Genomic DNA, 25,041 nt, shown 5'->3' with positions numbered 1-25,041 from the left:
CATCGGTTCCGACCGTCCCGGCACGCCAGGTCAGGAAACCGGTGTCAGCGGGTCCGGCTGGCTGGGCACGGCGGCCCGCTTGCGGGCCCGGTGGGCGGCCACGTGCGAGCGGGTGGCGCAGCGCTCCGAGCAGAACCGCCGGCAGCAGTTCGATGAGGTGTCCAGGTAGACGTTGCCGCAGCGGTCGTCGGCGCAGACGCCGAATCGGGCGCTGCCGTACTCGCACAGCCACACCGACAGGCCCCACACCGCGCCGGCCAGATACTCCGAACTGACCGATGCACCCCGGCTGGTCACGTGCATGTGCCAGTCGCTGGAGTCGTGCCCCGAGATGCGCGGCTGCACCGGGAATGCCTCCAGCAGGGAGTTCAACTCGCCCACCGCCTCGACGTCCCGCCCCGAGGTGCCGTACTCGAAGACGTCGCGCAGTCGCTTCTGCGCGCGCCGGAAGGTCGGCAGGTCCCGTTCCGCGACCTCGTGGCGCATCCACTCCTGGTCGTCGCAGAAGATGGCGCGCAGATCGTCGAGGTCGTCCAGGCGCGCGTTGACGAGGTCAACCCCGGTCCGGGCGTACGCGTCGAAGTTCACGCCCCAACGGTAGACGACTCAACCCGGGCGTGGCGCATCGATGTAGTGCGGCAGGAACCGCGCGTAGCCGTCGGTGATCAGGCTCGCGCTCTCCCGCAGCCCAACCCCCGCCGACTCCCCGTCGACGATCCAACTGCCCAGCACGAGGTGGCTCCCGGCGAATTCGGGCAACGCCCGGAACTCCTGGTAGCAGAAGCCCTCGTCGCCGTAGTCACCTGGATTGCTGATCTCCTCGCCGGGGGTGACGATCCGCACCGCGGCCCCCTCCCGACCGAGCAGCGGCTTGGCCACGTACTCGGGCATCCCGCGCGGCGAGTCCAGGTACGCCGGCAACAGCAGCTCGTGCCCCGGGTACAGCTCCCAGAGCACGGCCAGCAGCGCCTTGTTGGACAACAGCAGCTTCCAGGCCGGCTCGATCCAGGTGGTCGGGGTGCCCGGCTCCAGCGCCAGCGGGCCGTACGGCTCGGCGAGCATCCACTCCCACGGATAAAGCTTGAAGCAGGTGGTGACCGGGCGGTCGGCGGTGTCGACGAAACGTCGGCCGTCCCAACCGAGATCCTGAATCGGCAGCAGCTCGACGTCCAGCCCCGCCTGGCGGGCGGTCTCGGCCAGGTAGCCGGCGGTCATGTGGTCCTCGCCGGTCTCCTCCTCGTTCGACCAGACCACGTGCACCCGCCGGTCGTGCAGCCCGGCACCGATCTTCGCCCAGCTGCCGACGAGCCGTTCGTGCAGGCTGTTCCACTGGTCCAGGTCCGGTCGGGTGTGCTCCAGCCAGTACCACTGGATGATGCTCGCCTCGACCAGCGCGGTCGGGGTGTCGGCGTTGTACTCCAGCAGCTTCGGCGGCCAACTGCCGTCGTACCAGAGGTCGAAACGGCCGTAGAGGGTCGGTGGCGTCTCCCGCAGCGAGCGGGCGACCGCCTCGGCCGCCCACTCGGGGATGCCGAACTCGGCGTACCGGTTGCGCGCCACCACGTGTTCGGCGGCGGCCACCGACATCCGGTGCAGTTCCTCGGTGGCCTCCTCCAGCCGCAGCACCTCGTCCAGCTCGAAGGCGTACGCGGCGGTCTCGTCCCAGTACGACATCACTCCGCCGTCGGGCAGTTCCGTGTCGACGTAGACCAGGCCCTGCTCACGGATGGTGGTGTCCCAGTCGGGGCGCGGTGTGGTCGGCTCGCGACGCACGTTCAGCCGCCGCAGGAGGCGAGGTGGGTGCCGAAGCCGCCCCGGTCGGGCACGGCCGCGCCGACCGGCTCGGGCGCGGCCCGACCGACGCTGGTCTCGGCGGCGGGGGCAGGCACCCGCAGGGCCAGGGCCACCGTCTCGCCGCCGCCGGTCGGGCCGAGGGCGCAGTCGTCATCGTCGTCGTCGGAGGTCATGTTGCAGCCGGAGAGGGCGAGCGCCAGAGCGGTGATCGCGCCGAGCTGTACGGAGGCCGATCGGAGTCGGCGGCGAGGGCGTTGTTCCACGACATGGTTGTAACCGATGAACGCCATCCCGTCCGCCCCGGGCCCGGGGCGGACGGGGAACGTACCTGGCGGTCGGGTGGGCGTTACGCTCGGCTCATGCTCCGTTCCGTCATCCTCGCCGCCTCCCGGTCATCCCGGGTCGAGCGGCTCGTCGCGACGGCCCCGTTCTCCCGGGACGTCGTCCGCCGGTTCGTCGCCGGCGCCAAGACCGACGACGCGTTGCGCGCGACCCGCGAACTCGTCGACGACGGTCTCGCGGTCACCCTCGACAATCTCGGCGAGGACACCGTCACCGGTGAACAGGCAAACGCCACCCGGGACGAGTACCTCACACTGCTGCGAATGCTCGCCGAGGCGAAGCTGGCGCCCGCCGCGGAGGTGAGTGTGAAGCTCTCCGCGCTCGGCCAGGCGTTCGACGAGCAACTCGCCTACGACAACGCCCGGGCGATCTGCGCCGCCGCCGAGGCGGCGGGCACCACGGTCACCCTCGACATGGAGGACCACACCACCACCGACTCGACCCTGGACATCCTGACCAAGCTCCGTAAGGACCACCCGTCGACCGGGGCGGTGTTGCAGGCATACCTGCGGCGTACCGAGTCCGACTGCCGGGAGTTGGCGTCGGCCGGGTCACGGGTGCGGCTGTGCAAGGGCGCGTACCGGGAGCCGGAGTCGGTGGCTTACCAGTCGGCCCGCGAGGTCGACAAGTCGTACGTCCGGTGCCTCAACATCCTGATGTCCGGCGACGGCTATCCGATGCTGGCCACCCACGATCCGCGTCTGATCGCCATCGGCGAGGACCGGGCGCGCTGGTTCGACCGTGGCCCTGACCGCTTCGAGTTCCAGATGCTGTACGGCATCCGGCCGGAGGAGCAGGCCCGCCTGGTCGGCGAGGGCTACACGGTGCGCACCTACGTGCCCTACGGCGACGACTGGTACGGCTATCTGATGCGCCGTCTCGCCGAGCGCCCCGCCAACCTGGCCTTCTTCGCCCGCGCGCTCGCCTCCAAGAAGTAATCCTCGCCCGCACCCGTACCGCCGATCGACCCGGTCGGCGGTACGCGGCGCAGCCTTGACGTCGTCGGCTAATGCCATTAGCCTACTGGCTATGACAGCTAGCTTGGTGGAGCGTGCCGGCGGCCGGATCGCGTACGAGGTGCACGGGCAGGGGCCGCTTGTGGTGCTCTCGCACGGCATGGGAGAGAACCGGCACTCCTACCGGCATCTGATTCCGCTGCTGGTGGCGGCGGGCTACCGGGTCGCCTCGATCGACGTACGCGGGCACGGCGACTCCAGCGCCGACTGGCCGTCGTACGCCCCGGCGGAGGTGGGTGGCGACCTGCTCGCGGTGGTTCGCGACGTCGGTGGCGGTCCGGCCGTCCTGGTCGGCAACTCGTCCAGCGGCGCGGCCGTGGTCTTCGCCGCCGCCGACGCACCGGACCTGGTCAACGGCATCGTGCTGGTCGGCGCGTTCGTCAACCAGCCGAAGCTCAGCCCGTTCCTGCGGCTGGCCCAGACGGTGGTGCTGCGCAGTCCACGGTTGTTCGGCCTGTTCCACCGCACGCTCTTCCCGGTGCACCGTCCGGCCGACGACGCGGAGTACCGCCGGCAACTGGTGACGGCACTGCGTCGCCCCGGCCGGATGGTGCCCGTGCGGGGCGTCATCCACCCGGTGCAGCCGCACTGGACCGCCCGCGCCCCGCAGGTGCGTCAGCCGGTGCTGGTGCTGATGGGCACGAAGGACCCCGACTTCCCCGACCCGGGTGCCGAGGCGCGGGCCGCCCGGCGGCTCTTTCCGGTCGCCGAGGCGCGGATGCTCACCGACGCCGGGCACTACCCGCACGCCGACCGTCCAGAGGCGATGGCGAACGAACTGGTCGGCTTCCTGGCGGCGGCCAACCGTGCCTAGGGCCGGGCTCAACGCGCAGATCGTGGTGCGCGAGGCGGCCCGGCTGGTCGACGAGGTTGGGTATCACCGGCTCACCCTCGCCGCGCTGGCGAACCGGCTCGGCGTGGCGCTGCCCAGCCTCTACAAGCACATCAAGGGTGCCGAGGCGCTCGCGCAGCAACTGTCCGCGCTGGCCACCGCCGAGATAGCCGAGGAGATGACCACCGCCGCCGCCGGTCGGAGCGGTGAGGACGCACTGCGGGCCGTCGCCACCGCCTACCGTTCGTACGCCCGGCGGCACCCCGGTCGCTATCCCGCCACCCAACGGGTACCGGATCCGGCCGACCCGGCGCACCTGGCTGCCGGGGAGCGGGCGGTCGGCGTCGTCTACGCCATCCTGCGGGGTTACGGCATCGACGGTGACGCCGCGGTGGACGGGGTCCGGATGTTCCGGGCAGCCGTGCACGGTTTCGTCTCGCTGGAAGCGGCCGGCGACTTCGGGCTGCCGCGCGAACTCGACAGTTCCTTCGACCAGATGATCGCCGCGCTGGGCGTGGCGCTCCGTTCCTGGCCCGCGCCCGGCCCTGCCTGAACGTACGAACCGTGGCAACGGCCGGATGATCACTCTTCCGTCGGCACCACCACAGGCCTTACCCTGCGCCGGTGAATCACGGGGGCCCTGAGGGCGACGAACAGCCAGCGCCGACCGGTGCGACACCGGACGAGGTGACGGCGCAGCCGGCACAACTCCCGGCGGTGGGGGTGCCGCCCGTCGGCCCGACTCCCGACAGTCGGCCGCGTCGCCGATGGCCATTGTGGGCCGCGGTGGTCGCGGTGGTGCTGACGCTGAGCGTCGGCGTACCGGTGGTGCTGCTGACCGGCGGAGTGTCCGATGTCGAGGTCGGCGAGCCGGCGACCGCCGCCTCACCGACGGAGAACCCGACCACCGTCGCCGCCCGACAGGTCGCCGAACGGATCACCGCGCAACTCGACAAACAGGCCGCCGCGCTGCTCGGCGGCGACCGGTCCGGGTTCGCCGCGATCGCGTCTTCAGCCGTACGCCCAGATCTGCGCCGTCGGTTCGACGCGCTCAGGGCGCTGCGGGTCACGCACTGGCAGGGACGCCCGAGTGGCCTGCCCACCTCCGCGGGTCGGGCAGGCGAATGGCGGGTGTCGATCGAGTTCCAGTACTGCTTCGTCGTACCGAACTGTCATCCGAGCCCGGTGGCGGTCGAGACCCGGTGGCGTGACGGCGCGGAACCCCGGCTGCTGACCTTTCCGAAGTCGAAGTCCTCGGCGTATGTGAACGGCCGCTACAACGGTCAGCCCGGCGTCCTGCCCTGGGAGGTCAGCAAGCTTGCCGTCCTGGTCGGCAAGCGCGTGATGGTGGCCAGTACCCCGGCTCACCGGGATCGGTTGCCGGGACTGCTGAAGCGGGCCGAGGCGGCGGCGAAGGTGGCCGACAGCTACGTCGTGGCCGGTGCGCCACCTGACCTGTACCGCGTCTTCTATGCCGGGCCGAAAGAGTGGGACCGGTGGTACGGCGGTGACCAACCGGAATGGGGTGCCGGGTACGCGGTGAACGTCGGCGGCGGTCACCACGAGGTGGTGCTGGCGCCCGAGACGCTCGGTTACGGTCCCGGGCTGGACGAGGTGCTTCGCCACGAGTTGGCCCACGCCGCCTCGCTGCCCGACAAGAGCTACTGGGACGAGTCGGCGTGGTGGCTGATCGAAGGGTTGGCCGAGCACGCGGGTGCGGATGGCCAGCCGGTCGCCCGGTACGAGGGACTGGTACCCACCCGAGGGCTGGTGAAAGGCGACTGGGACGGCAAGCTCGACAAGCTCCTACCCGCCGACGACGCGTCCGACGAGGAGGTGGCAGGCACCTACGGGATCGCGTACCTCGCCTTCCGGCATCTGGTCGACCGCTTCGGCGAGGAACGGGCCTTCGCCTTCTTCAAAGCGGTGGTCCACGACCTGCGGCTACCGGCGCAGACCACCGAGGAGATCTTCGATGAGTCCTGGGCGAGCCTGCGCAAGGAGTGCGTCGCGTACATCCGCAAGGCCGTGCGGTGACCGGCATGACAGGTTCAGAGGTTCCTGCTGATCCGCCGGTTCCGGCACCCGGGCGACCTCAGCGGCGTTGGGGACTGTGGGCCGCGCTGCTTGTGGTCGTTTTGCTGGTGGCTTGCAGCCTGCCGGCGGTGACGGTACTGATGATCGGGTCCGGTCGCGAGGGCGCCGACGGCGCATCGAGCGAGTCGGCCGACCCGACCGAGAACCCGACCACTGCGGCAGCCCGGCAGCTCGCCGAGCGGATCGGCGCGCAGCTGAACCGTCAGGCGGCCGCCCTGCTCGACGGGGACCGGGCCGGGTTTCTGGCGATCGCCGAAACCGCAGCCGCGCGCACCGAGCTGCGCCGCCGGTACGACTCGCTCAGAGCGCTGCGGGTGGCCCGTTGGGTGGCCAGCCCGAGCGGCCTGCCCACCAGGGCGGGCGAGGCGGGCGAGTGGCGGATGCGTGTCTCGATGAACTACTGCTTCGTCACCGCCTCGTGCCAGCTCAGCCCGATGGTTGTCGACACCAGGTGGAGCGACGGGCCGGAGCCGCGGCTGCTGGAGATCGAGAGGTCAAAGCCCTTCCCGGACGTGCTCGGCCAAGCCAGCGGTCAGCCCGGCAACGTGCCCTGGGAGATCAGCGAGTTGACCGTGGTGGTGGGCAAACGAACTCTCGTGGCGACCGTACGGGAGCATCGCGAGTTGCTGCCGATCCTGCTGCTGCAGGCCGAGGCGGCAGCCAGGGTGGCAGATCGGTACGCGGTGGACGGCACGCCGCCGGACCGGTATCGGGTCTTCTATGCCGGCAAGAAGGAATGGCAGAGCTGGTACGGCGGCGAACAGCCCGAATGGGGGATCGGTACGGCGATAGGCATCGGCGGCGGCCACCACGAGGTCGTACTCGGGCCGGACAGCCTGTACTACGGCCCCTACCTCGACCAGGTGCTCCGGCACGAGTTCACCCACGCGGCGACGATGCACGACGGCTACTGGGAGGATTCGGCCTGGTGGCTGGTTGACGGGTTGGCCGAGTACGCGGCGGCGAACGGTCAACCGATTGCCCGTTACCCCGCGCTCGCCGAAACCCGGCGGCTGGTGCGTGGCGACTGGGACGGCAGGTTCGACGACCTCTACCCGACTGCCGAATTCTCGGGCGAAGAGGTGAACGGAACGTACGGCATCGCGTATCTCGCCGTGGGGTACTTCATGGAGCGGTTCGGTGCTGAGCGGTTGCTCCCCTTCTTCAAAGCTGTGGTGCACCAAGGCCGTCGACCTGCCCAGACTTCCGAGGAATTGCTGGGCGTGCCCTGGTCCGAGCTGCACAAGGAGTGCGTCGCGTACATCCGCAAGGCCGTGCGCTGACCTGGTGCCCTGGCAGGGTCGACATCGACAGGGGCTCGTAGCATGTGTCGCGTGCGCCGCCCCGACTCGCCGCGGCTGCCAGCCCCGCGGCTCCGCCTGCTCACCGTCCTGCTCGCCGTCACCGTCCTGACCCTCACCACCGCTGCCTCCTGCGGTGGCGACGAACCGTCGATCACGCTCGCCGCCGCGGCACGGGCCGCCGTGGCGGAGGAGATCGACGCCCCCGCCACTGTCGTCGCGCGGGCGGCGGCCACCCTGACCGCCCCGGCCGACGGCACGTTGGCCCGCCTCCGGGTGCAGCCGGGCCAGCGGGTCAAGCGGGGCCAGGTGCTCGCCGTGATCAGCTCACCGTCGGCCCGGGAACGGCTGCGCCAGGCGCGCAGCGCCCTGGCCGCCGCGAAGCGCGCCGGTGCCGGCGGTGGCGGCGGCAACCTCGCCGGTTCGCTGCGTGTCACCGACCGCGCCGCCGACGAGACGCACGCCGCCGCCCGTGCCGCGGCGGCGAAGATCAGCGATCCAAAACTCCGGAAGGCGTTGCTCACCCAGGTCGAGGCGGCACAGCGACGGTACGACTCGGCGGCCCGGGCCGCCGACCAGGCGGTACGGGAGGTGCAACGCGGCGTCCGGAACCTGAACTCCGCCGTCGGCGCGCTCGCCACCGCCCAACGACTTCAGGCCCAGCAGGCGTACGACCTGGCCAAGGCGACCGTCGACGCGTTGACCCTGCGCGCGCCGATCGCCGGGGTCGTGCAACCTGGCGGAGTCAGCACCGGCGGTGGCTCGGCGGGGGCGCTCGCCGGGCTGCTGGAGTCGGGCGGGGTGCCGGCGGGGCTCGACCCGGGGGCCCTCGGCGCGCCGGCCGGCCCGCCGCCCGGGGTGGACACCGCGATCCCGGTGGGTGGTCGGGTCAGCGCCGGCACCCCGGTGCTGACCGTGGTGGACACCCGCGACCTGGGCCTGCTCGCCGAGGTCGACGAGACGGACGTGCTGCTGGTCCGGCCCGGGCTCACCGGGACCGTCGAACTGGACGCCGTCACCGGTGCCACCTACGAGGCGACGGTCCGCTCGATCGACGTGCTACCCACCACGTCGGCGCGGGGCGGGGTGAGCTACCGGGTGCGACTCGCCCTCGGCGCCGGCCGCTACGGCGAGGCCGAGCCGGCGCCCGCGCCGCGGCCCGGGATGAACGCGGTGCTGCGGCTGCGGGTCCGGGAGGAGGCGGACGCGGTGACCGTGCCCGCGTCGGCACTCTTCTCGGTCGACGGCCGGGACACCGTGTGGCTGGTCCGCGACGGCCGTGCCGACCGGGCGGTGGTCACCGTCGGCGTGCAGGGCCAGGACCTGGTGCAGATCGTCGACGGGGTGCAGGCCGGCGACCGGATCGTCGTCCGGGGTACCGACCAGGTCCGCGAGGGCCAGGAGATCGGGTGAGCCGGGCACCGGCGATCGAGGCTTTCGACGTGTCCCGGACGTACGAGTTGGACGGGGTCTCCGTGCCCGCCCTGCGGGGGGTGTCGCTGACCGTCGCGGCTGGGGACTACGTGGCGCTGACCGGGCCCTCCGGATCCGGGAAGTCCACGCTGATGCACCTGCTCGGCGGCCTGGACCGGCCCAGCGGCGGCCGGCTGGTGATCGGTGGCCGGGAGGTGGGCACGCTCTCCGCCCCGGAACTGGCCCGGCTGCGCAACGAGACCATCGGCTTCGTGTTCCAGGCGTTCCACCTGCTGCCGCGTACCTCGGCGGTGGACAACGTGGCGTTGCCGCTGGTGTACCGGGGGGTGGGCGCGCGCCAGCGGCGTGAGCGCGCCGCCGCGATGCTGGGACGGGTCGGCCTGGGGCACCGGTTGCACCACCGGCCGAACCAGCTCTCCGGCGGTGAGCAGCAGCGGGTCGCCATCGCGCGGGCGCTGGTCACGGACCCGACGGTGCTGCTGGCCGACGAGCCGACCGGCAACCTGGACAGCACCACCGGCGCCGCCGTGCTGGAACTGCTGGAACGGCTCAACGTCGAGTCCGGGGTGGCGCTGGTGATGGTCACCCACGACGCGGAGGTGGCGGCCCGGGCCCGGCGACGGGTCGCGATGCGGGACGGCGTGGTCGTCACCGACAGCGCGACGGACGGCGGGGGCGGCGCGTGAGGCTGGCCGAGGCGTGGCGGGTGGCGTGGGACGCGCTGCGTGCGAACCGGATGCGCAGCGCCCTCACCATGCTCGGGGTGGTCATCGGGGTGGCCTCCGTGGTGCTGCTGGTGGCCATCGGGACCGGCACCAAGCAGCGGGTGGAACAGCAGGTGGAGGGCCTCGGCTCCAACCTGCTGCTGGTCGTGCCGGGGCGGCTGGACGTGGGCAGTGCGCCGGCGCTCTCCCCGCTCACCCTTCAGGACGTGGACGCGGTCGGCCGGGTGGTCGGTGATCCGAACCGGGTGGCCGTGACGGTCGCCTCGGGTGCGACCGTGCGGGCCGGCAACCGGGAGGACTTCACCACCGTCCAGGGGGTGTTGGAGACGACCCCCACCGTTTTCGCCCGGGAACTGGCCCGCGGGCGGTACCTGACCCGATCCGACGTGGACACCGGCCGGCGGGTCGCGGTGCTCGGCGACTCGGTGGCCCGGTCCCTCTTCCCGGATCGGGAGGCGGTCGGCCAGCAGATCAACGTGGCCGGCGTCCGCTTCCGGGTGATCGGCGTCTTCGTCCCGCTCGGGCAGAGCCTCGGCGTCGACCGGGACGACGAGGTGCACGTACCGGTGACGGCGGCGCAACGGCTCTACGGCACCCAGCGGGTCGACGCCATCGCGGTGAAGGCACCGGACCGGGAACGAATCGACGAACTGGGCGAGCGGATCGTGGCCGAGCTGAACGGTCGGCACCCCGGCACCGAGTTCAGTGCCGTCACTCAGGAGCAGATCCTCGGTGTGCTGGGCGACATCCTCGGCATCCTGACCGGCGTACTGGCCGCCATCGCGGGCATCTCGCTGCTGGTCGGCGGGGTCGGCGTTTCCAACATCATGCTGGTCTCGGTCCGGGAACGGACCCGGGAGATCGGGCTGCGCAAGGCGGTTGGCGCCCGTCCCCGGGACATCGGCGTTCAGTTCCTGCTGGAGGCGGTGCTGCTGACCTCCGTCGGTGGACTCACCGGGATGGCCCTCGGGGTGGGCGGCGCACTGCTGGTGGCCGCCGTCTCACCCATACCGGCGGCGGTGACCTGGTGGTCGCTGGCGCTGGCGTTCGGCGTCTCGGCAGCTGTCGGCATCGTCTTCGGGGTGGTACCCGCGCAGCGGGCCGGTCGGCTCGACCCGGTGGTGGCCCTGCGCACCGAGTGACATCCCCGATACCCGCGGCCGAGGTTGATCGTTGCCGAAATCCCGGGTACGGCACCCGACCAGGGGTTTTTCGTCACCAGGCCGACCCCGATCCATGATCAGTTGCAGGAAGGGATCGCGCCGGTCACAGCCGTCCCGCTACCGTACTGGTAACACGCGCGTCGCCGGCCGCGCGGGAGGACCCGTGTGGCGGCACGCGCCGGGCATGGGATGGGTCGGGTGAGCCATGGCCGGGTCGCAGTCCGACGGTCGGCTGTCGGAGGTCAAGTTCCTGACTGTCGCGGAGGTGGCGACGGTCATGCGGGTGTCGAAGATGACGGTCTACCGCCTGGTGCACAGCGGTGAGCTGACCGCCGTACGGGTGGGCAGGTCGTTCCGGGTGCCGGAGCACGCGGTGCACGAGTACCTGCGCGGCGCCTTCCAGGAGACCGCCTGACCCCTGGTGCGGCCGGGTCAGGTGGCCCGGCGGAAGGGGCATCGAGCGGGGGCGCGTTGGTCCTGCTGACGCAGTCCCGCTACGCTGGACTCCGATCGTGACCGCTGGTGCGCTCCGCCGCCCTTCCCGCCGGTCCGATCCCTGTCCGCAAGCGGTCGCTGACGCCACGGGTTCGTGGTGTCCTCCCGGTCGCGCCGCACGTTGCATCGAAAGGCTGTCGTATGGGCTCGGTGGTCAAGAAGCGCCGCAAGCGCATGGCTAAGAAGAAGCACCGCAAGCTGCTGCGCAAGACCCGCGTCCAGCGTCGCCGTCTCGGCAAGTGACCGATGCCGGGCCTGGTCCCGGCATTCGTCCCTCGCCAACTGTCGACCCTCGGAGGCTCAGGTGATCAGGCCGTGGCTGCCCCGGCTCGGTCCCACCTGCCGGGGTAGGTGCCAGACATGACCCCCGGTGGCTCCCAGAGCCCTCCGGGGGTCGTCGTCGTGACCGGGGTCAGCCGCTATCTCGGCGCGCACGTCGCCGCCCGGCTCGCCGACGACCCGCGGATCGACCGGGTCATCGGCATCGACCTGCCGGAGCCGGGGCCCGACATCGACGTGCTGCTCGACCGGGTGGAGCGGATCCGGGTCGACGCCGGCTCGGTCGGTGGCCTCCTCGCCGACCTCGACGTGGACACCGTGGTGCATCTGGCCCTGGTCAGCTCCCCGGATCCGCAGCACGGTGGCCGGGCGGCGATGAAAGAGCAGAACGTCATCGGCACCATGCAACTGCTCGCCGCATGCCAGCGCGCACCACGGTTGCGCAAGATCGTGATCCGCTCCTCCACTGCGGCCTACGGTGCCTCGTTCCGTGATCCGGCCGTCTTCACCGAGGAGACCGAGCCGCGCGAGGTGCCGCGGGGCGGCTTCGGTCGCGACATCCTCGACATCGAGGGGTACGTCCGAGGCTTCCGTCGTCGACGCGGTGACGTCACCGCCACCGTGCTGCGCTTCGCGCCGTTCATCGGCTCGACGGCGGACACCACGCTCACCCGCTACTTCGCGCAACCGGTGGTGCCCACCATCTTCGGCCGGGACGCCCGACTGCAGTTCCTGCACTTCGAGGACGCGCTGGAGGTGCTGCACCGGTCAGTGGTCGAGGATCATTCCGGCACCTTCAACGTCGCGGGGCCGGGGGTGCTCGCGTTGTCGCAGGCGATCCGCCGAGCCGGGCGGGTCGCCGTGCCGGTGCTGGAGCCGGGCCTGTCCGGCGCTGTCGCGCTCGCCCGGGTGATGGGGTTCGGCCGTTACGGTCTCGACCAGGTCGACCTCTTCGTGCACGGCCGGGTGGTGGACATCTCCCGGCTGGAACGGGAGTTCGCTTTCACACCCCGCTCGACCGCCGCCGCCTTCGACGATTTCATCCGGGCGCACCACGGGCGTGCCGTGGTGACCCGGGACCAGTTGGCCGCCGCCGAACAGTTGGTGCTGAACAACATCCGGCAGGTGCGCGCCGCCGTCCGGGAGCGGTCGTGACCGAGCCCGAGGAACGGCATGACGAGGGGGGCCTCGACGACCGGTACGTGGTGCCGGCGCCGGTGAGCCCCGATGCGGACCCGGCGCGGCGCAACGGGCACCGCCCGGGCGTACCGGACCAGGCGGGCGGCGACGTCTGGGACCGCCGGGTCGCCACCGGACTGGCCTTCCTGCGGCGACGGCTGGCCGGCGACTACGAGGTGGACGAGTTCGGCTTCGACCGTGACCTGACCTCGGCGGTCTTCCATCCGCTGCTGCGCCGGCTCTACCGTGACTGGTTCCGCACCGAGGTCACCGGCCTGGAGAACGTGCCGGCGGACGGGGCGGGACTCATCGTCGGCAACCACTCCGGCACCGTGGCCCTGGACGCGTTGATGCTCTCCACCGCGCTGCACCACGAGCATCCCGAGCACCGCTACCTGCGGCTGCTCGGTGCGGATCTGGTCTTCCGGATGCCGGTGGTCTCCGAGATCGCCCGTAAGACCGGCGGCACGATGGCGTGCAACCCGGACGCCGAGCGGCTCATGCGCCACGGCGAACTGGTGGGTGTCTTCCCGGAGGGTTTCAAGGGCATCGGCAAGTTGTACGCGGAACGGTACAAACTGCAACGCTTCGGGCGGGGTGGCTTTGTCTCGGCGGCGCTGCGCACCGGCACCCCGATCATTCCGGCGGCTATCGTCGGCGGCGAGGAGATCTACCCGATGCTCGCCGACATCAAGCCACTGGCCCGGCTGCTCAAGCTTCCGTACTTTCCCGTGACACCCACCTTCCCCTGGCTCGGGCCGCTGGGCATGGTGCCGTTGCCGAGTAAGTGGCTGATCGAGTTCTGCCCGCCGATCCCGACTGAGCACCTGATGGATTCGGCGGACGACCCGCTTGTCGTGTTCAACCTTGCCGACCAGGTACGGGAGACCATCCAGCAGACCCTGCACCAGTTGCTGAAGCGTCGACCCGACCCGTTCGGTCCCTGACCGACCGCGACAGTGACCGGCTGCCCGACGCCGTGCCGACTTCCCGGCGGGCTCGCGGTGCCCGCCCGGTCAGGAGCAGACGGCGGGCATCGGGCCGAGTGTGTCGCTGGTGACGGTGAGCTCCTGACCGCAGGCGATGGCGGCGCGCATGGCGTCGGCCCGCTCGGCGACGGACTCGAGCAGCGCCAGCGATTCGCTGGTGCGCGCCCGGTCGATCCGGGAGCCCCGGCCTTCCAACGCGTTGAGCGAACGTCGCTGGTCGGTGAGGAAGGCGTCGACCGCGGCCAGCGCCGCAGGGTCCGAACGCTGGGCGGCCGCTCCGGTGAGCAGGCGTACGCCCTGCCGGGTGTCCGCGTCCATGTCGTCCAACACGGCGCTGTAGCCGCTCGGGTTGCTCCGCAACGTGGCCGCCTCGGCCAGTCGGGTACGGGCGAAGTCGAGGAAGAGCTGTCCCCGGCTGATCTCGGAACTGGTGAGCGCGAGTTGCGCCCGTTCGGTGCCTCGCTTCATGCCGTACAGCGCGTCACCGGGCACCGCGTTCTCGCTGGCCGCCGAAATGCCGGAAACGGCCACCGCACCGGCGGCGATGCCGATCAGGATCGCACCGCGGGCGCGGGCCCGGCGGGCAGTCACCGCGGGCAGTAGCGACCCACGACTGGAAGCTGCCTTCTCGGCCGGCCGGGCCGCGGCAGGCGTCCCGATGCCCTCGCGAGCAGCGGTGGCCAGCAACATGGCCCGCAGGCCGGTGCGGAATTCCGGGTCGACCTCGGCCGCCGGCGGGTTGACGCCGAGGTGACGACCGAGCGTCACGAGCGGCGCGAGCCGATCGTCGTCCCTGGATCGCACGTGATGACGTCGGCCGCCGTTTGCTTCGTCGAGAAGCTGCGCGAAGCGCTCGGCGCGCCGACGGGAGAAGAGGGCGTTGTCCACCGTGGCACCTCCTCTCGCTGGTCACGGCCGGTCGGCCGTGTTCACCGCCAGCGACCGATGATCCCGTGACATCACGGCGGAGGGCCGTCGTCGGCTCCGTCGCAGATCATCCGAGGACCCCGTGGGTTCCCGACCTGTCACCGGTCGCACCCGGAGAAACGCGCCGCGCCGGGGGCGGGTTACGGCCCGGCCGGTGCCGAAATTACGCAAAGTGATCGCTGTCAGGTCGAGAATGCTCGGGATTCGGCCGGGCCGGACGACCCTCGTCGCGGTGCCGGGGAGGTCACGGCTGGAATCCGTCCGGGAGCAGCCGGGCCAGGGCCCGCACCGCCCGGTACTGCAACGCCTTGATCGCGCCCTCGTTCTTGCCCATCGCCCGGGCGGTCTCGGCAACCGAGAAGCCCTGGAGAAAGCGGAGCACGATGCACTCCTGTTGCTCGGGGTTGAGGCGTTTCACCGCACTCAACAGGGCGACGTTTGTGATGTGCTCCACCACCGCCGCCTCCGGGCTGCCCTCGGGACCGCGATCCTCCCGGTCGGCGTCGAGGACATCGCCGGTGGTCACCTCCAGCCGGTACCGGCCGGACTTGAAGTGGTCGGCGACCAGGTTGCGCGCGATGGTGACCAGCCAGGCGCCGAGGTCGCGGCCCTGCCAGGTGAAGCTGCCGATCCGCTTGAGTGCGCGTAGGAAGGTGTCCGAGGTGAGATCCTCGGCGAGTTGTCGATTGCCGACCCGGAAGTAGACGAAGCGGAACACGGTGTCCACGTAGCGGTCGTAGATCAGCCCGAACGCCTCGGCCTCACCGGCCTGGGCGCGTTCGACGAGGGCCCAGACCTCGGTCGCCGGATCGGAGGGATCCGGACGGCTCGGGAACCCGGTCGAGGTGCCGGTGGTCTCGGGTACCGCCGGAAGGATCGCCGTCTCGGTGGTGGACACCTCGGTGACCGGTGCATCCCCGCTGCGCCGGGCCTGGGCCGGCATCGTCGGCCGGTTCGGGGAGGCGACCCGGCCGCCAGCGGGTTTGGCGTTTCCCCCGGGCACGGGTGGTCGATGCGGCGGCTCGTTCTGATGGGGCCGGCTGCCCACCCGACGCGCGGTACCGTCGCCCCGGACTGCGAGGTTGGCCGACGCGTCCGGGGCACTGTGGGCGCCGCCGCGCTCGTTGATCGGAGTGCGGGCGGCCGGACCGGTCAGGCCGACCGGACGTTCGGCGAAGCCGAAGGTGGTCATCGCGCCGCCTCCGTTCCGCCGGTGGCCGGCGGGCTGGCGACGGCCGGTCGCCCGGTCGTCGCCCCGTCGGGCAGGTTGGCTCCGGGGTGTGCCGACGGGCGGCAGATCCCCTTGAGGTGCTGGTCCAATGCGCTCAACGGCACGGGGGCCTCCTCGGGCTGAGGGGTGTCGACTCACGGCAAATGGGGTGAGCCGACCCGAGTGATGATAGGGCCAACGTCACCCGCGCGTGGCAAGTCCGTTACACAGGGCCGAAGTATTTCCCGACGTGTCGCCGACCTGGCGGACCGGTTGTCCGTCGGGTGTGGTTGACAACCGGCGGTCCGGCTGATCCCCATTGGAGCCGCTGTTCGTGCTGGTGAGGGGGCGGATCGACGGTCGGCGTCCCGGGCCGGTGGAGGCTGGTGCCGGAACTGGAGCGGGACACCTGCGGTGCGTTGTCGTCGCGGCCGTGCCGCACCGTCGGTGACGTGGTCCGGTTCCGTGCACGGGACTCACCGGGCCCTGCGGGACGGCTGGCGCGTTCCTCCGGGTGCGGCCGGTGGTTCGCGGGCGTGGCCGTGCGGACCCGGCTGTGCCAGACTCAGCCACCGTGCAGGATCCTGACTCGGTTTCCGGTCCCAACCTCGCCGACCGTCTCCGCCGGGCGGCGGAGCTGTACGCCGGCAAGCCCGCACTGCACTGGCAGGATCGGACGATCACCTGGTCCGAACTGGACGAGGCGGTGAGTGGTACGGCCCGGGCGCTTGCCGACGCGCTGCCGGGGGCCGATGCGACCGGGCCCGGCGCGCGAGTCGCCGTGGCGCTGCCCAACGTGCCGGATTTCGTGATCAGCCTGCTCGGTGCGTTGCGGGCCGGCATGACAGCGGTACCCGTGAACCCCGGCCTGACCGCCCGCGAGCTGCAACACGTCCTGGCGGACTCGGGAGCATCGGTGCTTATCGCTACCGAGCGGATCCGGGCTCTGGTCGGGGAGCTGGATCTGCCCGCGTTGGTGGCGGTACACACCAGCGCGCCGACCGCCGGAGGCGACCAGAGGTTTCCGGTCCGGGGCGCTGACGACCTGGCGGTGCTGCTCTACACCTCGGGCACCTCGGGGTGGCCGAAGGGCGCCATGCTCTCGCACGGGGCGTTGGCGGCCAACCACGAGCAGGTCGACCGGATCGAGCCGCCGGTCGTCGGCCCCGACGACAGGGTGCTGCTGGCCCTGCCGCTCTTTCACGCCTACGGGCTGAATGCCGGGCTGGGCGCGGTGGTCCACCACGGTGCGACCGGGGTGCTCGTCGACGATCCGGGCGCCGACGCGGCGCTCACCGAGATCGCCCGGCACCAGGTGAGCGTGCTGGTGGGCGTACCGTCGATGGTGCAGACCTGGTCCCGGGCGGACGCCGAAAGCCTCGCCGCGGCGATGACCGCGGTGCGGATCGTGGTCTGCGGCGCGGCGCCGCTGGAGCCGGCCGACGCGGCCCGCTTCACCGAGGCCGCCGGCCGTCCGGTGCACGTCGGGTACGGCCTGACCGAGACCGCGCCGGTGCTCACCTCGACCCTGGTCGGCGGCGAACCCCGGCCCGGATCGATCGGCCGTCCCTTGCCCGGCGTGCAGGTGCGGCTGGTCGGGGCGGACGGTACGGAGTTGTGGCGCGACGGGATCGCCGCGCCCGACGACGACCCGGACGAGATGGATCTCACCGATCCGGCTACGGGCACCGATCCGGGTCAACTCGTGGTCCGCGGCGCGAATCTGTTCTCGGGATACTGGCCGGACGGCGCGGGCGGACCGGATGCCGACGGTTGGTGGGCGACCGGCGACGTCGCGTACGCCGATGCCGATGGCGATCTCTACCTGGTCGACCGGGTCGGTGAGCTGATCCTGGTCAACGGCTTCAACGTGTACCCGCACGAGGTGGAACTGGTGTTGTCGGCGCATCCGGCGGTGGCGGAGTCCGCCGTAGTGGGCGTGCCGCACCCGAGGACCGGAGAGACTGTCCGGGCGTACGTGGTGCCGATGCCGCAGGCCACGGTGGCCGGTACCGAGCTGATCGCCCACTGCACGCGTAATCTGGCCAGATTCAAGTGCCCGACCGAGGTCGAGTTCGTCGATGTGCTGCCGCGCTCGGTGATCGGGAAGGTACGCAAGACCCTGCTCGGTACGACGGAGGAGACCGATGCGTGAACCCCGCCTGACGCTCATCACCCGCCCCGGCTGTCACCTCTGCGAGGACGCCAAGGCGGCGCTCGACCGGGTGGTCGCGGTCACCGGCGACCGGTGGACCGAACGGGACGTCAGCGGTGACGTGGAGATGGAACGTGAGTACGGCGACCGGCTGCCGGTGGTGCTCCTCGACGGCCGGGAGCACGGCTACTGGCGGGTCGAGGAGGAACGGCTGCTGCGCGACCTGACCACCCCGCAGCTCTGAGCCCCTCGCGCCCTCCCGCGGCCGGATAGGGTGCGGCGATGACCCCTGCGAGCCCTCATCTGGTGTGGGACTGGAACGGCACCCTGCTCAACGATCTCAGCCTCGTGGTGGCCTGCACCAATGCGGTGTTCGCCAGCGAGGGCGGGCCGAGCGTCACCCCCGACGAGCACCGGGTCCGGTTCCGTCGGCCGATCGCCGACTACTACGCGGAGGTGCTCGGTCGCGCGGTGGACGACGACGCCTTCGGCCGGCTGGACAAGATCTTCCACGACGCGTACCGGGTGGGTCTGACCACCTGTGAGCTGGCGCACGACGCCGTGGAGGCGATGGCGGCCTGGTCGGGCAGCCAGTCTTTGTTGTCGATGTGGTTCCACGACGAGTTGGTACCCACCGTCGAGACGTACGGTCTGACCGGCCGGTTCGCCCGGGTCGACGGGCTGCGGGCGCAGGTGGGCGGCGACCGCAAGGCAGAGTCACTGGCACGGCATCTGGACGCGTTGGGCGTCGACGGCCGGTCGGTGGTGCTGATCGGCGACTCGCTCGACGACGCCGACGCGGCCCGCTCCGTCGGTGGCCGCGCCGTCCTCTACACCGGCGGATTCACCGACCGCGCCCGACTGCTCGCCTCCGGCCATCCCGTCGCCGACAGCCTCACCGAGGCCGTGACCCTCGCCACCGATCCCACCGCCAAACCGCGCTGATCATGAAGTTTGTGGCCCCCCAAATCGGCGTGTCGGGGCGATAACCTCATCATCGGCCAATTGGAATGGGAGCCAGGGGCTGCGTGTGATTGGTCAGAGAAGTCGGGATTGAGCGATAATCGCGCGGGCGCCTATGGCGAGGTGGTGATCGATCTTGCGGGATGGAGGGGCCGGTGGGGGCGCGGGCCGTGCCAGCAAGATCGCGATTTGTGCACGTCTTCACAAGCGCCTACTCTGTAATTCCGACGCGCCCTGCTAGCACAGCCGGCAACATCGGTCGCCAGCGGGAGTCCCGAAACGGCCGGCCGGTGGAGTTGGTCGAGGATCGCACCGCACGGAGTCTCATGAGTCAGCACCGTCACCCTGGCGCGCCCGGTCGCGCAGGTGCCGTACCGGCGCTCCCGGATCTGCCGGAGGCGACGGTGGCCCGGCTCCCCGAATATCTTCGTGCCCTGCACAACCTCGCCGAAACCGGTCACGAGACGGTTTCCAGTGAAGGATTGGCCAACGCCGCCGGCGTCAACTCGGCCAAGCTTCGCAAGGACCTCTCCCAGCTCGGCTCGTACGGCACCCGGGGCGTCGGCTACGACGTCGGGCTGCTGATCGACCAGATCGAGTACGTGCTCGGGCTCACCCAGCGTCGGGCCGTCGCCCTGGTAGGGGTGGGTAACCTCGGTCACGCCCTGGCCGGCTACGACGGCTTCGCCAGCCGCGGGTTCCGGATCGCCGCCCTCTTCGACGCTGATCAGGAGCGGGTCGGCGAGGAGATCAACGGTCTGGTCGTGCAGCACATCGACGAACTGCCCCGGGTCGCCGCCGAGGAATCCATCGCGATCGGTGTCATCGCCACCCCGGCAACCGCCGCGCAACGGGTGGCGGATCAGTTGGTCGCGGTCGGCGTGACGAGCATCCTGAATTTCGCTCCGTGCGTACTCTCGGTCCCCGAGGGGGTCGACGTGCGCAAGGTCGACCTGGCCATCGAGTTGCAGATCCTGTCGTTCCACGAGCACCGCAAGGCATCCCTGACCGCGCTTCCCGCCGCCGGTGGGTCCGCCCTCACCGCCCTGCCGGGTGGTCTCGCGGTCACCGAGAGCCAGGAGGCGATCGGCACGTGAAACTCCTCGTCGTGGGCGCGTCGTACCGCACCGCACCGGTCGCCACCCTGGAACGACTCGCGGTGTCACCCAGCGGGCTCGACCGCACCCTGGGGCGCCTGGTCGCGCAGCCGTACGTGAGCGAGGCCGTCCTCGTCTCCACCTGCAACCGGGTGGAGGTCTACGCGGCGGTGTCCGGCTTCCACGGCGGCCTCGGCGACATCTGTGCCATCCTCGCCGAGCAGGCGGGCTGCCAGCCGGCCGCGCTGGCCAACCACCTCTACGTGCACTTCGACTCGGCCGCGGTGGATCACGTCTTCCGGGTCGCCGCCGGGCTGGACTCGATGGTGATCGGCGAGGCGCAGATTCTCGGGCAGCTCCGGGACGCGTACCACTGGGCAAGTGCGGCCGACACCGCCGGGCGGCTGCTGCACGAGCTGATGCAGCAGGCCCTGCGGGTCGGCAAGCGGGCTCACTCGGAGACCGGCATCGACCGCGCCGGCCAGAGTGTGGTCACCGCCGCGCTGGGGCTCGCCGCCGGACACCTCGACGACGACCTCACCGGCCGACCCGCGCTGATCGTCGGAGCCGGGGCGATGGGCTCGCTGGGCGTGGCGACACTGTCCCGGCTCGGTGCCGGGCCGCTGACCGTGGCGAACCGCAGCACCGACCGCGCCGTCCGGCTGGCCGAGTCGTACGGTGCCGGTGCGCGACCGATGGCCGAGCTGGCCGAGACGCTCTCCACTGTGGACATCGTGGTGGCCGCCACCGCCTCCACCGAGCCGGTCCTCACCCGCGAGGTGGTCGCCGCCGCGGCGGCCGACCGCGACCCCGGGCGCGGCCCGCTGGTCCTGCTCGACCTCGCGGTACCGCGAGACGTCGGCCCCGGCGTCGCCGAGCTGCCCGGCGTCGAGGTGATCGACATCGACCGGATGGCGGCACTGCTCGCCGACGGTCCGGTCGCCGCGGACGCCGCCGCCGTCGAGCGGATCGTGGCCGGCGAGGTCGAGTCCTTCCTCAGTTGGCTGCGCGGCGCCGACGTCGCCCCGACCGTCGCGGCCCTGCGCGGACGGGCCGACGACGTGGTCACCGCCGAACTGCGCCGGCTCGCGCAACGCCGTCCCGACCTCAGCGACGACCAGCGCGCCGAGGTGGCGCGTACCGTGCACCGAGTGGTCCAGCGGCTGCTGCACCAGCCGACTGTCCGGGTCCGTCAGCTCGCCGCCGAACCCGGCGGTGACCAGTACACCGCCCTGCTGCGGGAACTGTTCGATCTCGAGGTTCCGCAGACCTCGCCGGTGGACACCGTGCCCGACATCACCCCACCGACCGGAGGCGAGCGATGAACGAGGCCCCGCTGCGCCTCGGTACCCGGGGCAGCAAGCTGGCGATGGCCCAGTCGGGCCACGTCGCCGAGGCGCTGACGGCCCGTACCGGACGCCCCGTCGAGCTGGTCGAGGTGGTCACCGCCGGTGACCGGTCCAGCGCGCCGGTGCACCGGCTCGGGGTCGGCGTCTTCGTCTCCGCGCTGCGTGACGCACTGGTCGCCGGGACGATCGACTTCGCGGTGCACTCGTACAAGGACCTGCCCACCGCGACCGCGGCGGGGCTGCACATCGCTGCGGTGCCGCCACGACAGGATCCGCGCGACGCGCTGATCGCCCGCGACGGCAGGACTCTCGCCGAACTTCCACCCGGCGCGGTTGTCGGCACCGGTGCGCTGCGCCGGATCGCCCAGCTGCACGCGCTGGGCATGCCCCTGTCGGTCACCCCGATCCGGGGCAACATCGACACCCGGCTTGCCCGGGTGCTGGGCCCAGAGGCCGACCTCGACGCCGTCGTCCTGGCCCGAGCGGGCCTGGCCCGCATCGACCGGAGCGACGTCATCACCGAGACGCTCGACCCGATGCTGATGCTGCCGGCACCCGCGCAGGGTGCCCTGGCGGTCGAATGTCGGGTCGACAACCCGGATCTGGTCGAACTGCTCGCCCTGCTCGACCATGCGCCGTCCCGTGCCGCGGTCACCGCGGAACGGGCGATGCTGGCCACCCTGGAGGCCGGATGCTCCGCTCCGGTCGCCGCCTACGCCGAACTCGCCGAAGGCGAGAACGGCGATGAGATCTACCTGCGCGGAGCGGTGATCAGCCCGGACGGTACCCACGAGGTCCGGCTGTCCCGCACCGGTACGCCCGCCGACGCGGCGGAGATCGGTAAGGCACTCGCCGCCGAACTCCTCGACCTCGGCGCCGACTCGATCCTCGGCCCGCAAGGACACGACGGCCCGGGGACCCAGCAATTTGGGAGCACAGAATGACCCGCACCCGTAAGCCCGTAGGCCGCATCGCGTTCGTCGGGGCAGGACCCGGCGACCCGGGCCTGCTGACCCGCCGGGCGCACGACGCCCTGGTCGACGCCGACCAGGTGGTGTACGACCGGGGAGTCCCCGAGTCGCTGCTCGACGTCGTCCGGGCCGAGGCCAGCTCCGATGCCCAGTTCACCCCGGCCGAGGGCGCGCCGGGCGACGTGGCCAAGATCCTGATCTCGGCGGCCCGTTCCGGGCAGAACGCGGTGCACCTGGTGGCCGGCGACCCGTTCGGCCACGACTCGGTGGTCAAGGAGGTGCAGGCGGTGGCACGTACCGCCGCGCACTTCGAGGTGGTTCCCGGCGTCGGCCAGGCCGAGGGGGTGGCCACCTACGCGGGCGTGCCGCTGCCGGGCGTACGCACCGCCGCCGACGTCGAGGACGTCAGTGCCCTGGACTTCGACGCGCTGGCAGCGGCCGTGCAGCGCGGTTCGCTGGCGCTGGCGGTCGACGCCGGCGACCTGGCCGCGATCCGGGACGGGCTGCTCGCCGCCGGCGTGGACGGCGGCACCGACGTCGGGGTGACCGGGGACGGCACCGGGGAGACGCAGTACACCACCACGTCGACCGTGGACTCCTTCGTCGCGGCGGCACTCGGCTTCACCGGCCGGGTCGTGCTGACCGTCGGTGACGGCGTGGGCCAGCGGGACAAGCTCAGCTGGTGGGAGAACCGCCCGCTGTACGGGTGGAAGGTGCTGGTGCCCCGCACCAAGGAGCAGGCCGGCGCGATGAGCGCCCGGCTGCGTGCGTACGGGGCGATTCCCTGTGAGGTGCCGACCATCGCGGTCGAGCCGCCGCGTACCCCCGCCCAGATGGAGCGGGCGGTCAAGGGCCTGGTCGACGGCAGGTACGCCTGGGTGATCTTCACGTCGGTCAACGCGGTACGGGCGGTCTGGGAGAAGTTCGCCGAGCACGGCCTGGACGCCCGGCACTTCGGCGGCGTCAAGATCGCCTGCATCGGCGACGCCACCGCCGACGCCGTCCGCGCCTTCGGTATCCAGCCGGAGCTGATCCCCACCGGTGAGCAGTCCTCCGAGGGGCTGCTGGCCGAGTTCTCGCCGCACGACGAGGTGCTCGATCCGGTCGGCCGGGTGCTGCTACCGCGTGCCGACATCGCCACCGAGACGCTCGCCGCCGGGCTCACCGAGCGCGGCTGGGAGGTCGACGACGTGACCGCGTACCGGACGGTCCGGGCCGCTCCGCCGCCCGCCGAGATCCGGGACGCGATCAAGTCGGGTGGGTTCGACGCGGTGCTGTTCACCTCGTCCTCCACGGTGCGGAATTTGGTCGGCATCGCCGGCAAGCCGCACACGCGTACCGTTGTTGCTGTCATCGGGCCCAAGACGGCGGAGACCGCGACGGAGTTCGGCCTGCGGGTCGACGTCCAGCCCCCGCACGCCTCGGTGCCCGATCTGGTGGAGGCGCTCGCCGGCTACGCCGTCGAGCTGCGGGAAAAGCTCGCCGCGATGCCGGCGAAGCAGCGCCGTGGTTCGAAGGTCCAGGGGCCGACCGCGCTGAGGTTCCGGTAGCCGTCTCGGCTCCGGCTGGTCGTCAGGGAGGGTTCGTGCCGTACCCAGAGATCCGGCCCCGCCGGCTGCGCCGCACCGCGGCGATGCGTCGGCTGGTCTCCGAGACCCGCGTCGACCCGGCCGAGCTGGTCGTGCCGATGTTCGTCAAGGAGGGGCTGACCGAGCCGCGCGCCATCGCCTCGCTGCCGGGTGTGCTCCAGCACTCGCGCGACTCGCTGCGCAAGGCGGCGGTGGAGGCGGTGCAGGCCGGCGTCGGCGGGATCATGCTGTTCGGCGTGCCGGCGTCACGCGACGAACGCGGCTCCGGCGGCATCGACCCGGACGGCATCCTCAACGTCGCCATCCGTGACGTGGTCGCCGAAGTGGGCGACGCCACCGTGGTGATGAGCGACCTCTGCCTGGACGAGTTCACCTCGCACGGCCACTGCGGGCTGCTCAACCCGGCCGGTGAGGTGGACAACGACGCCACCCTTGCCGCGTACGCCGAGATGGCGGTGGCCCAGGCCGCCGCCGGGGTCGGGGTGGTCGGGCCGTCCGGGATGATGGACGGCCAGGTCGGGGTGGTACGCCGGGCACTCGACGCGGCCGGTCACACCGACGTGGCCGTGCTCGCGTACGCCGTGAAGTACGCCTCGGCCTTCTTCGGCCCCTTCCGTGACGCGGTGGAGTCGGCGCTGGAGGGGGACCGACGGGCCTACCAGCAGGATCCGGCCAACCTGCGCGAGTCGCTGCGCGAGGTCGCGCTGGACGTCGCCGAGGGCGCCGACATGGTGATGGTCAAGCCTGCGCTGCCGTACCTCGACGTGGTGTCGGCGGTCCGCGCCGCCGTGGACGTGCCCGTGGCGGCCTACCAGGTCTCCGGCGAGTACGCGATGGTCGAGGCGGCTGCCGCGAACGGCTGGATCGACCGGGAGCGGGTGATGCTGGAAACCCTCACCTCAGTCCGCCGCGCCGGTGCCCAGATCATCCTCACCTACTGGGCCGTCGAGGCTGCCCAACTGCTCCGCCAGCGCTACTGACCTGCTCGACGGCCCTGCTCGCCTCTCCCACGACACCCGTCAGCACTGGTCGGCCAGCGGCACCTCGGCCACAGCTGTCACTCTGAGTGTTTCTCCTCCAACCCCACCGATGCACTCGCCCATCCTTTGCTCTGCTTCAACCCACGCACAGCTT

Annotated in this window: 26 protein-coding genes; 20 read left to right on the top strand and 6 right to left on the bottom strand. The window is 71.5% G+C overall.

Annotation, left to right across the window (positions count from 1 at the left end; translation table 11 throughout):
- Positions 1-30: 30 nt before the first annotated feature.
- From ACN26Z_RS28340 to ACN26Z_RS28330, 3 genes are read right to left on the bottom strand one after another with little or no spacing between them, the layout of a single operon-like run.
- Positions 31-588, bottom strand: a complete 558-nt coding sequence (locus ACN26Z_RS28340) for a CGNR zinc finger domain-containing protein (RefSeq protein ID WP_093403462.1) — start codon at positions 586-588, stop codon at positions 31-33.
- An 18-nt stretch (positions 589-606) separates the two neighbouring features.
- On the bottom strand, positions 607-1,773 hold the full coding sequence (locus ACN26Z_RS28335; RefSeq protein ID WP_282236729.1) for a glutathionylspermidine synthase family protein: 1,167 nt from the start codon (positions 1,771-1,773) through the stop codon (positions 607-609).
- A 2-nt stretch (positions 1,774-1,775) separates the two neighbouring features.
- Positions 1,776-2,057: a hypothetical protein gene (locus ACN26Z_RS28330; RefSeq protein WP_421464156.1), complete on the bottom strand. Its 282-nt coding sequence runs from the start codon at positions 2,055-2,057 to the stop codon at positions 1,776-1,778.
- Between the two features lie 96 nt (positions 2,058-2,153).
- On the opposite strand from ACN26Z_RS28330, the gene ACN26Z_RS28325 reads away from it, so the two are divergent.
- The 12 genes from ACN26Z_RS28325 (at position 2,154) to ACN26Z_RS28270 (ending at position 13,604) form a co-directional block, all read left to right on the top strand.
- Positions 2,154-3,074 (top strand): proline dehydrogenase family protein, encoded by a 921-nt coding sequence (locus ACN26Z_RS28325; RefSeq protein ID WP_282236730.1) that lies wholly within the window; start codon positions 2,154-2,156, stop codon positions 3,072-3,074.
- Between the two features lie 91 nt (positions 3,075-3,165).
- Complete coding sequence (locus tag ACN26Z_RS28320) at positions 3,166-3,966, top strand: alpha/beta fold hydrolase (RefSeq protein WP_421464154.1); 801 nt, start codon at positions 3,166-3,168, stop codon at positions 3,964-3,966.
- On the top strand, positions 3,959-4,537 hold the full coding sequence (locus tag ACN26Z_RS28315) for a TetR/AcrR family transcriptional regulator (protein WP_421464152.1): 579 nt from the start codon (positions 3,959-3,961) through the stop codon (positions 4,535-4,537). Before ACN26Z_RS28320 ends, ACN26Z_RS28315 begins: the two co-directional genes overlap by 8 nt.
- 71 nt (positions 4,538-4,608) lie before the next feature.
- The gene (locus ACN26Z_RS28310; protein ID WP_282236733.1) at positions 4,609-6,021 is read left to right on the top strand and encodes a hypothetical protein; all 1,413 of its coding nucleotides are present in this window, start codon (positions 4,609-4,611) and stop codon (positions 6,019-6,021) included.
- Positions 6,022-6,149: 128 nt separating this feature from the next.
- The gene (locus ACN26Z_RS28305; RefSeq protein ID WP_282236734.1) at positions 6,150-7,364 is read left to right on the top strand and encodes a hypothetical protein; all 1,215 of its coding nucleotides are present in this window, start codon (positions 6,150-6,152) and stop codon (positions 7,362-7,364) included.
- Between the two features lie 42 nt (positions 7,365-7,406).
- The gene (locus ACN26Z_RS28300) at positions 7,407-8,795 is read left to right on the top strand and encodes an efflux RND transporter periplasmic adaptor subunit (RefSeq protein ID WP_282236735.1); all 1,389 of its coding nucleotides are present in this window, start codon (positions 7,407-7,409) and stop codon (positions 8,793-8,795) included.
- Positions 8,792-9,502, top strand: a complete 711-nt coding sequence (locus ACN26Z_RS28295) for an ABC transporter ATP-binding protein (protein ID WP_093403472.1) — start codon at positions 8,792-8,794, stop codon at positions 9,500-9,502. The genes ACN26Z_RS28300 and ACN26Z_RS28295 overlap by 4 nt, the downstream gene beginning before the upstream one ends.
- A complete protein-coding gene (locus ACN26Z_RS28290) occupies positions 9,499-10,683 on the top strand; it encodes an ABC transporter permease (protein WP_093403473.1) in 1,185 nt (394 codons plus the stop codon). The genes ACN26Z_RS28295 and ACN26Z_RS28290 overlap by 4 nt, the downstream gene beginning before the upstream one ends.
- A gap of 226 nt (positions 10,684-10,909) precedes the next feature.
- Positions 10,910-11,119: a helix-turn-helix domain-containing protein gene (locus ACN26Z_RS28285; protein WP_007465625.1), complete on the top strand. Its 210-nt coding sequence runs from the start codon at positions 10,910-10,912 to the stop codon at positions 11,117-11,119.
- Between the two features lie 221 nt (positions 11,120-11,340).
- A complete protein-coding gene (locus ACN26Z_RS28280; protein ID WP_007465623.1) occupies positions 11,341-11,442 on the top strand; it encodes a 30S ribosomal protein bS22 in 102 nt (33 codons plus the stop codon).
- A 117-nt stretch (positions 11,443-11,559) separates the two neighbouring features.
- Positions 11,560-12,633, top strand: coding sequence for an NAD-dependent epimerase/dehydratase family protein (locus ACN26Z_RS28275; RefSeq protein ID WP_210937827.1), 1,074 nt, complete (start codon positions 11,560-11,562; stop codon positions 12,631-12,633).
- Positions 12,634-12,794: 161 nt separating this feature from the next.
- Positions 12,795-13,604 carry a lysophospholipid acyltransferase family protein gene (locus ACN26Z_RS28270; RefSeq protein ID WP_282240681.1) on the top strand — a complete coding sequence of 270 codons (810 nt, stop codon included), beginning with the start codon at positions 12,795-12,797 and terminating at the stop codon, positions 13,602-13,604.
- 69 nt (positions 13,605-13,673) lie between these two features.
- Here ACN26Z_RS28270 and ACN26Z_RS28265 read toward each other — a convergent pair whose 3' ends face one another.
- The 3 genes from ACN26Z_RS28265 to ACN26Z_RS28255 form a co-directional block, all read right to left on the bottom strand.
- Positions 13,674-14,534, bottom strand: a complete 861-nt coding sequence (locus ACN26Z_RS28265) for a DUF5667 domain-containing protein (RefSeq protein ID WP_421464148.1) — start codon at positions 14,532-14,534, stop codon at positions 13,674-13,676.
- A 283-nt stretch (positions 14,535-14,817) separates the two neighbouring features.
- The gene (locus ACN26Z_RS28260) at positions 14,818-15,765 is read right to left on the bottom strand and encodes an ECF subfamily RNA polymerase sigma factor, BldN family (RefSeq protein ID WP_093403478.1); all 948 of its coding nucleotides are present in this window, start codon (positions 15,763-15,765) and stop codon (positions 14,818-14,820) included.
- Positions 15,762-15,908, bottom strand: coding sequence for a hypothetical protein (locus tag ACN26Z_RS28255; RefSeq protein WP_282236737.1), 147 nt, complete (start codon positions 15,906-15,908; stop codon positions 15,762-15,764). The genes ACN26Z_RS28260 and ACN26Z_RS28255 overlap by 4 nt, the downstream gene beginning before the upstream one ends.
- Before the next feature lie 449 nt (positions 15,909-16,357).
- Here ACN26Z_RS28255 and ACN26Z_RS28250 point away from each other — a divergent pair, with 449 nt between their 5' ends.
- The 8 genes from ACN26Z_RS28250 to hemB all read left to right on the top strand — a co-directional run bounded on the left by ACN26Z_RS28250 (position 16,358) and on the right by hemB (position 24,887).
- Positions 16,358-17,938 carry an AMP-binding protein gene (locus ACN26Z_RS28250; RefSeq protein ID WP_421464145.1) on the top strand — a complete coding sequence of 527 codons (1,581 nt, stop codon included), beginning with the start codon at positions 16,358-16,360 and terminating at the stop codon, positions 17,936-17,938.
- A complete protein-coding gene (locus ACN26Z_RS28245; protein ID WP_357584156.1) occupies positions 17,931-18,182 on the top strand; it encodes a glutaredoxin family protein in 252 nt (83 codons plus the stop codon). The genes ACN26Z_RS28250 and ACN26Z_RS28245 overlap by 8 nt, the downstream gene beginning before the upstream one ends.
- Positions 18,183-18,220: 38 nt before the next feature.
- Entirely contained in the window at positions 18,221-18,883 is a 663-nt protein-coding gene (locus ACN26Z_RS28240; protein WP_396884871.1) for an HAD family hydrolase, read from the top strand.
- Between the two features lie 344 nt (positions 18,884-19,227).
- The gene (locus ACN26Z_RS28235; RefSeq protein ID WP_093403720.1) at positions 19,228-19,998 is read left to right on the top strand and encodes a redox-sensing transcriptional repressor Rex; all 771 of its coding nucleotides are present in this window, start codon (positions 19,228-19,230) and stop codon (positions 19,996-19,998) included.
- Entirely contained in the window at positions 19,995-21,323 is a 1,329-nt protein-coding gene (locus ACN26Z_RS28230; protein ID WP_093403482.1) for a glutamyl-tRNA reductase, read from the top strand. Before ACN26Z_RS28235 ends, ACN26Z_RS28230 begins: the two co-directional genes overlap by 4 nt.
- On the top strand, positions 21,320-22,291 hold the full coding sequence (hemC, locus tag ACN26Z_RS28225) for a hydroxymethylbilane synthase (RefSeq protein ID WP_421464142.1): 972 nt from the start codon (positions 21,320-21,322) through the stop codon (positions 22,289-22,291). Before ACN26Z_RS28230 ends, hemC begins: the two co-directional genes overlap by 4 nt.
- Positions 22,288-23,868, top strand: a complete 1,581-nt coding sequence (locus ACN26Z_RS28220; protein WP_396884869.1) for a uroporphyrinogen-III synthase — start codon at positions 22,288-22,290, stop codon at positions 23,866-23,868. The genes hemC and ACN26Z_RS28220 overlap by 4 nt, the downstream gene beginning before the upstream one ends.
- A 35-nt stretch (positions 23,869-23,903) precedes the next feature.
- Positions 23,904-24,887: a porphobilinogen synthase gene (gene hemB / locus ACN26Z_RS28215; protein WP_421464140.1), complete on the top strand. Its 984-nt coding sequence runs from the start codon at positions 23,904-23,906 to the stop codon at positions 24,885-24,887.
- Positions 24,888-25,041: the final 154 nt, after the last annotated feature.

Origin of the sequence: Verrucosispora sp. WMMD703 (assembly GCF_049178935.1) — a bacterium.
GTDB lineage: Bacteria > Actinomycetota > Actinomycetes > Mycobacteriales > Micromonosporaceae > Micromonospora > Micromonospora sediminimaris.
The sequence above is the reverse complement of the archived record's forward strand: the minus strand, read 5'-3'. Positions and strand labels throughout refer to the sequence as shown.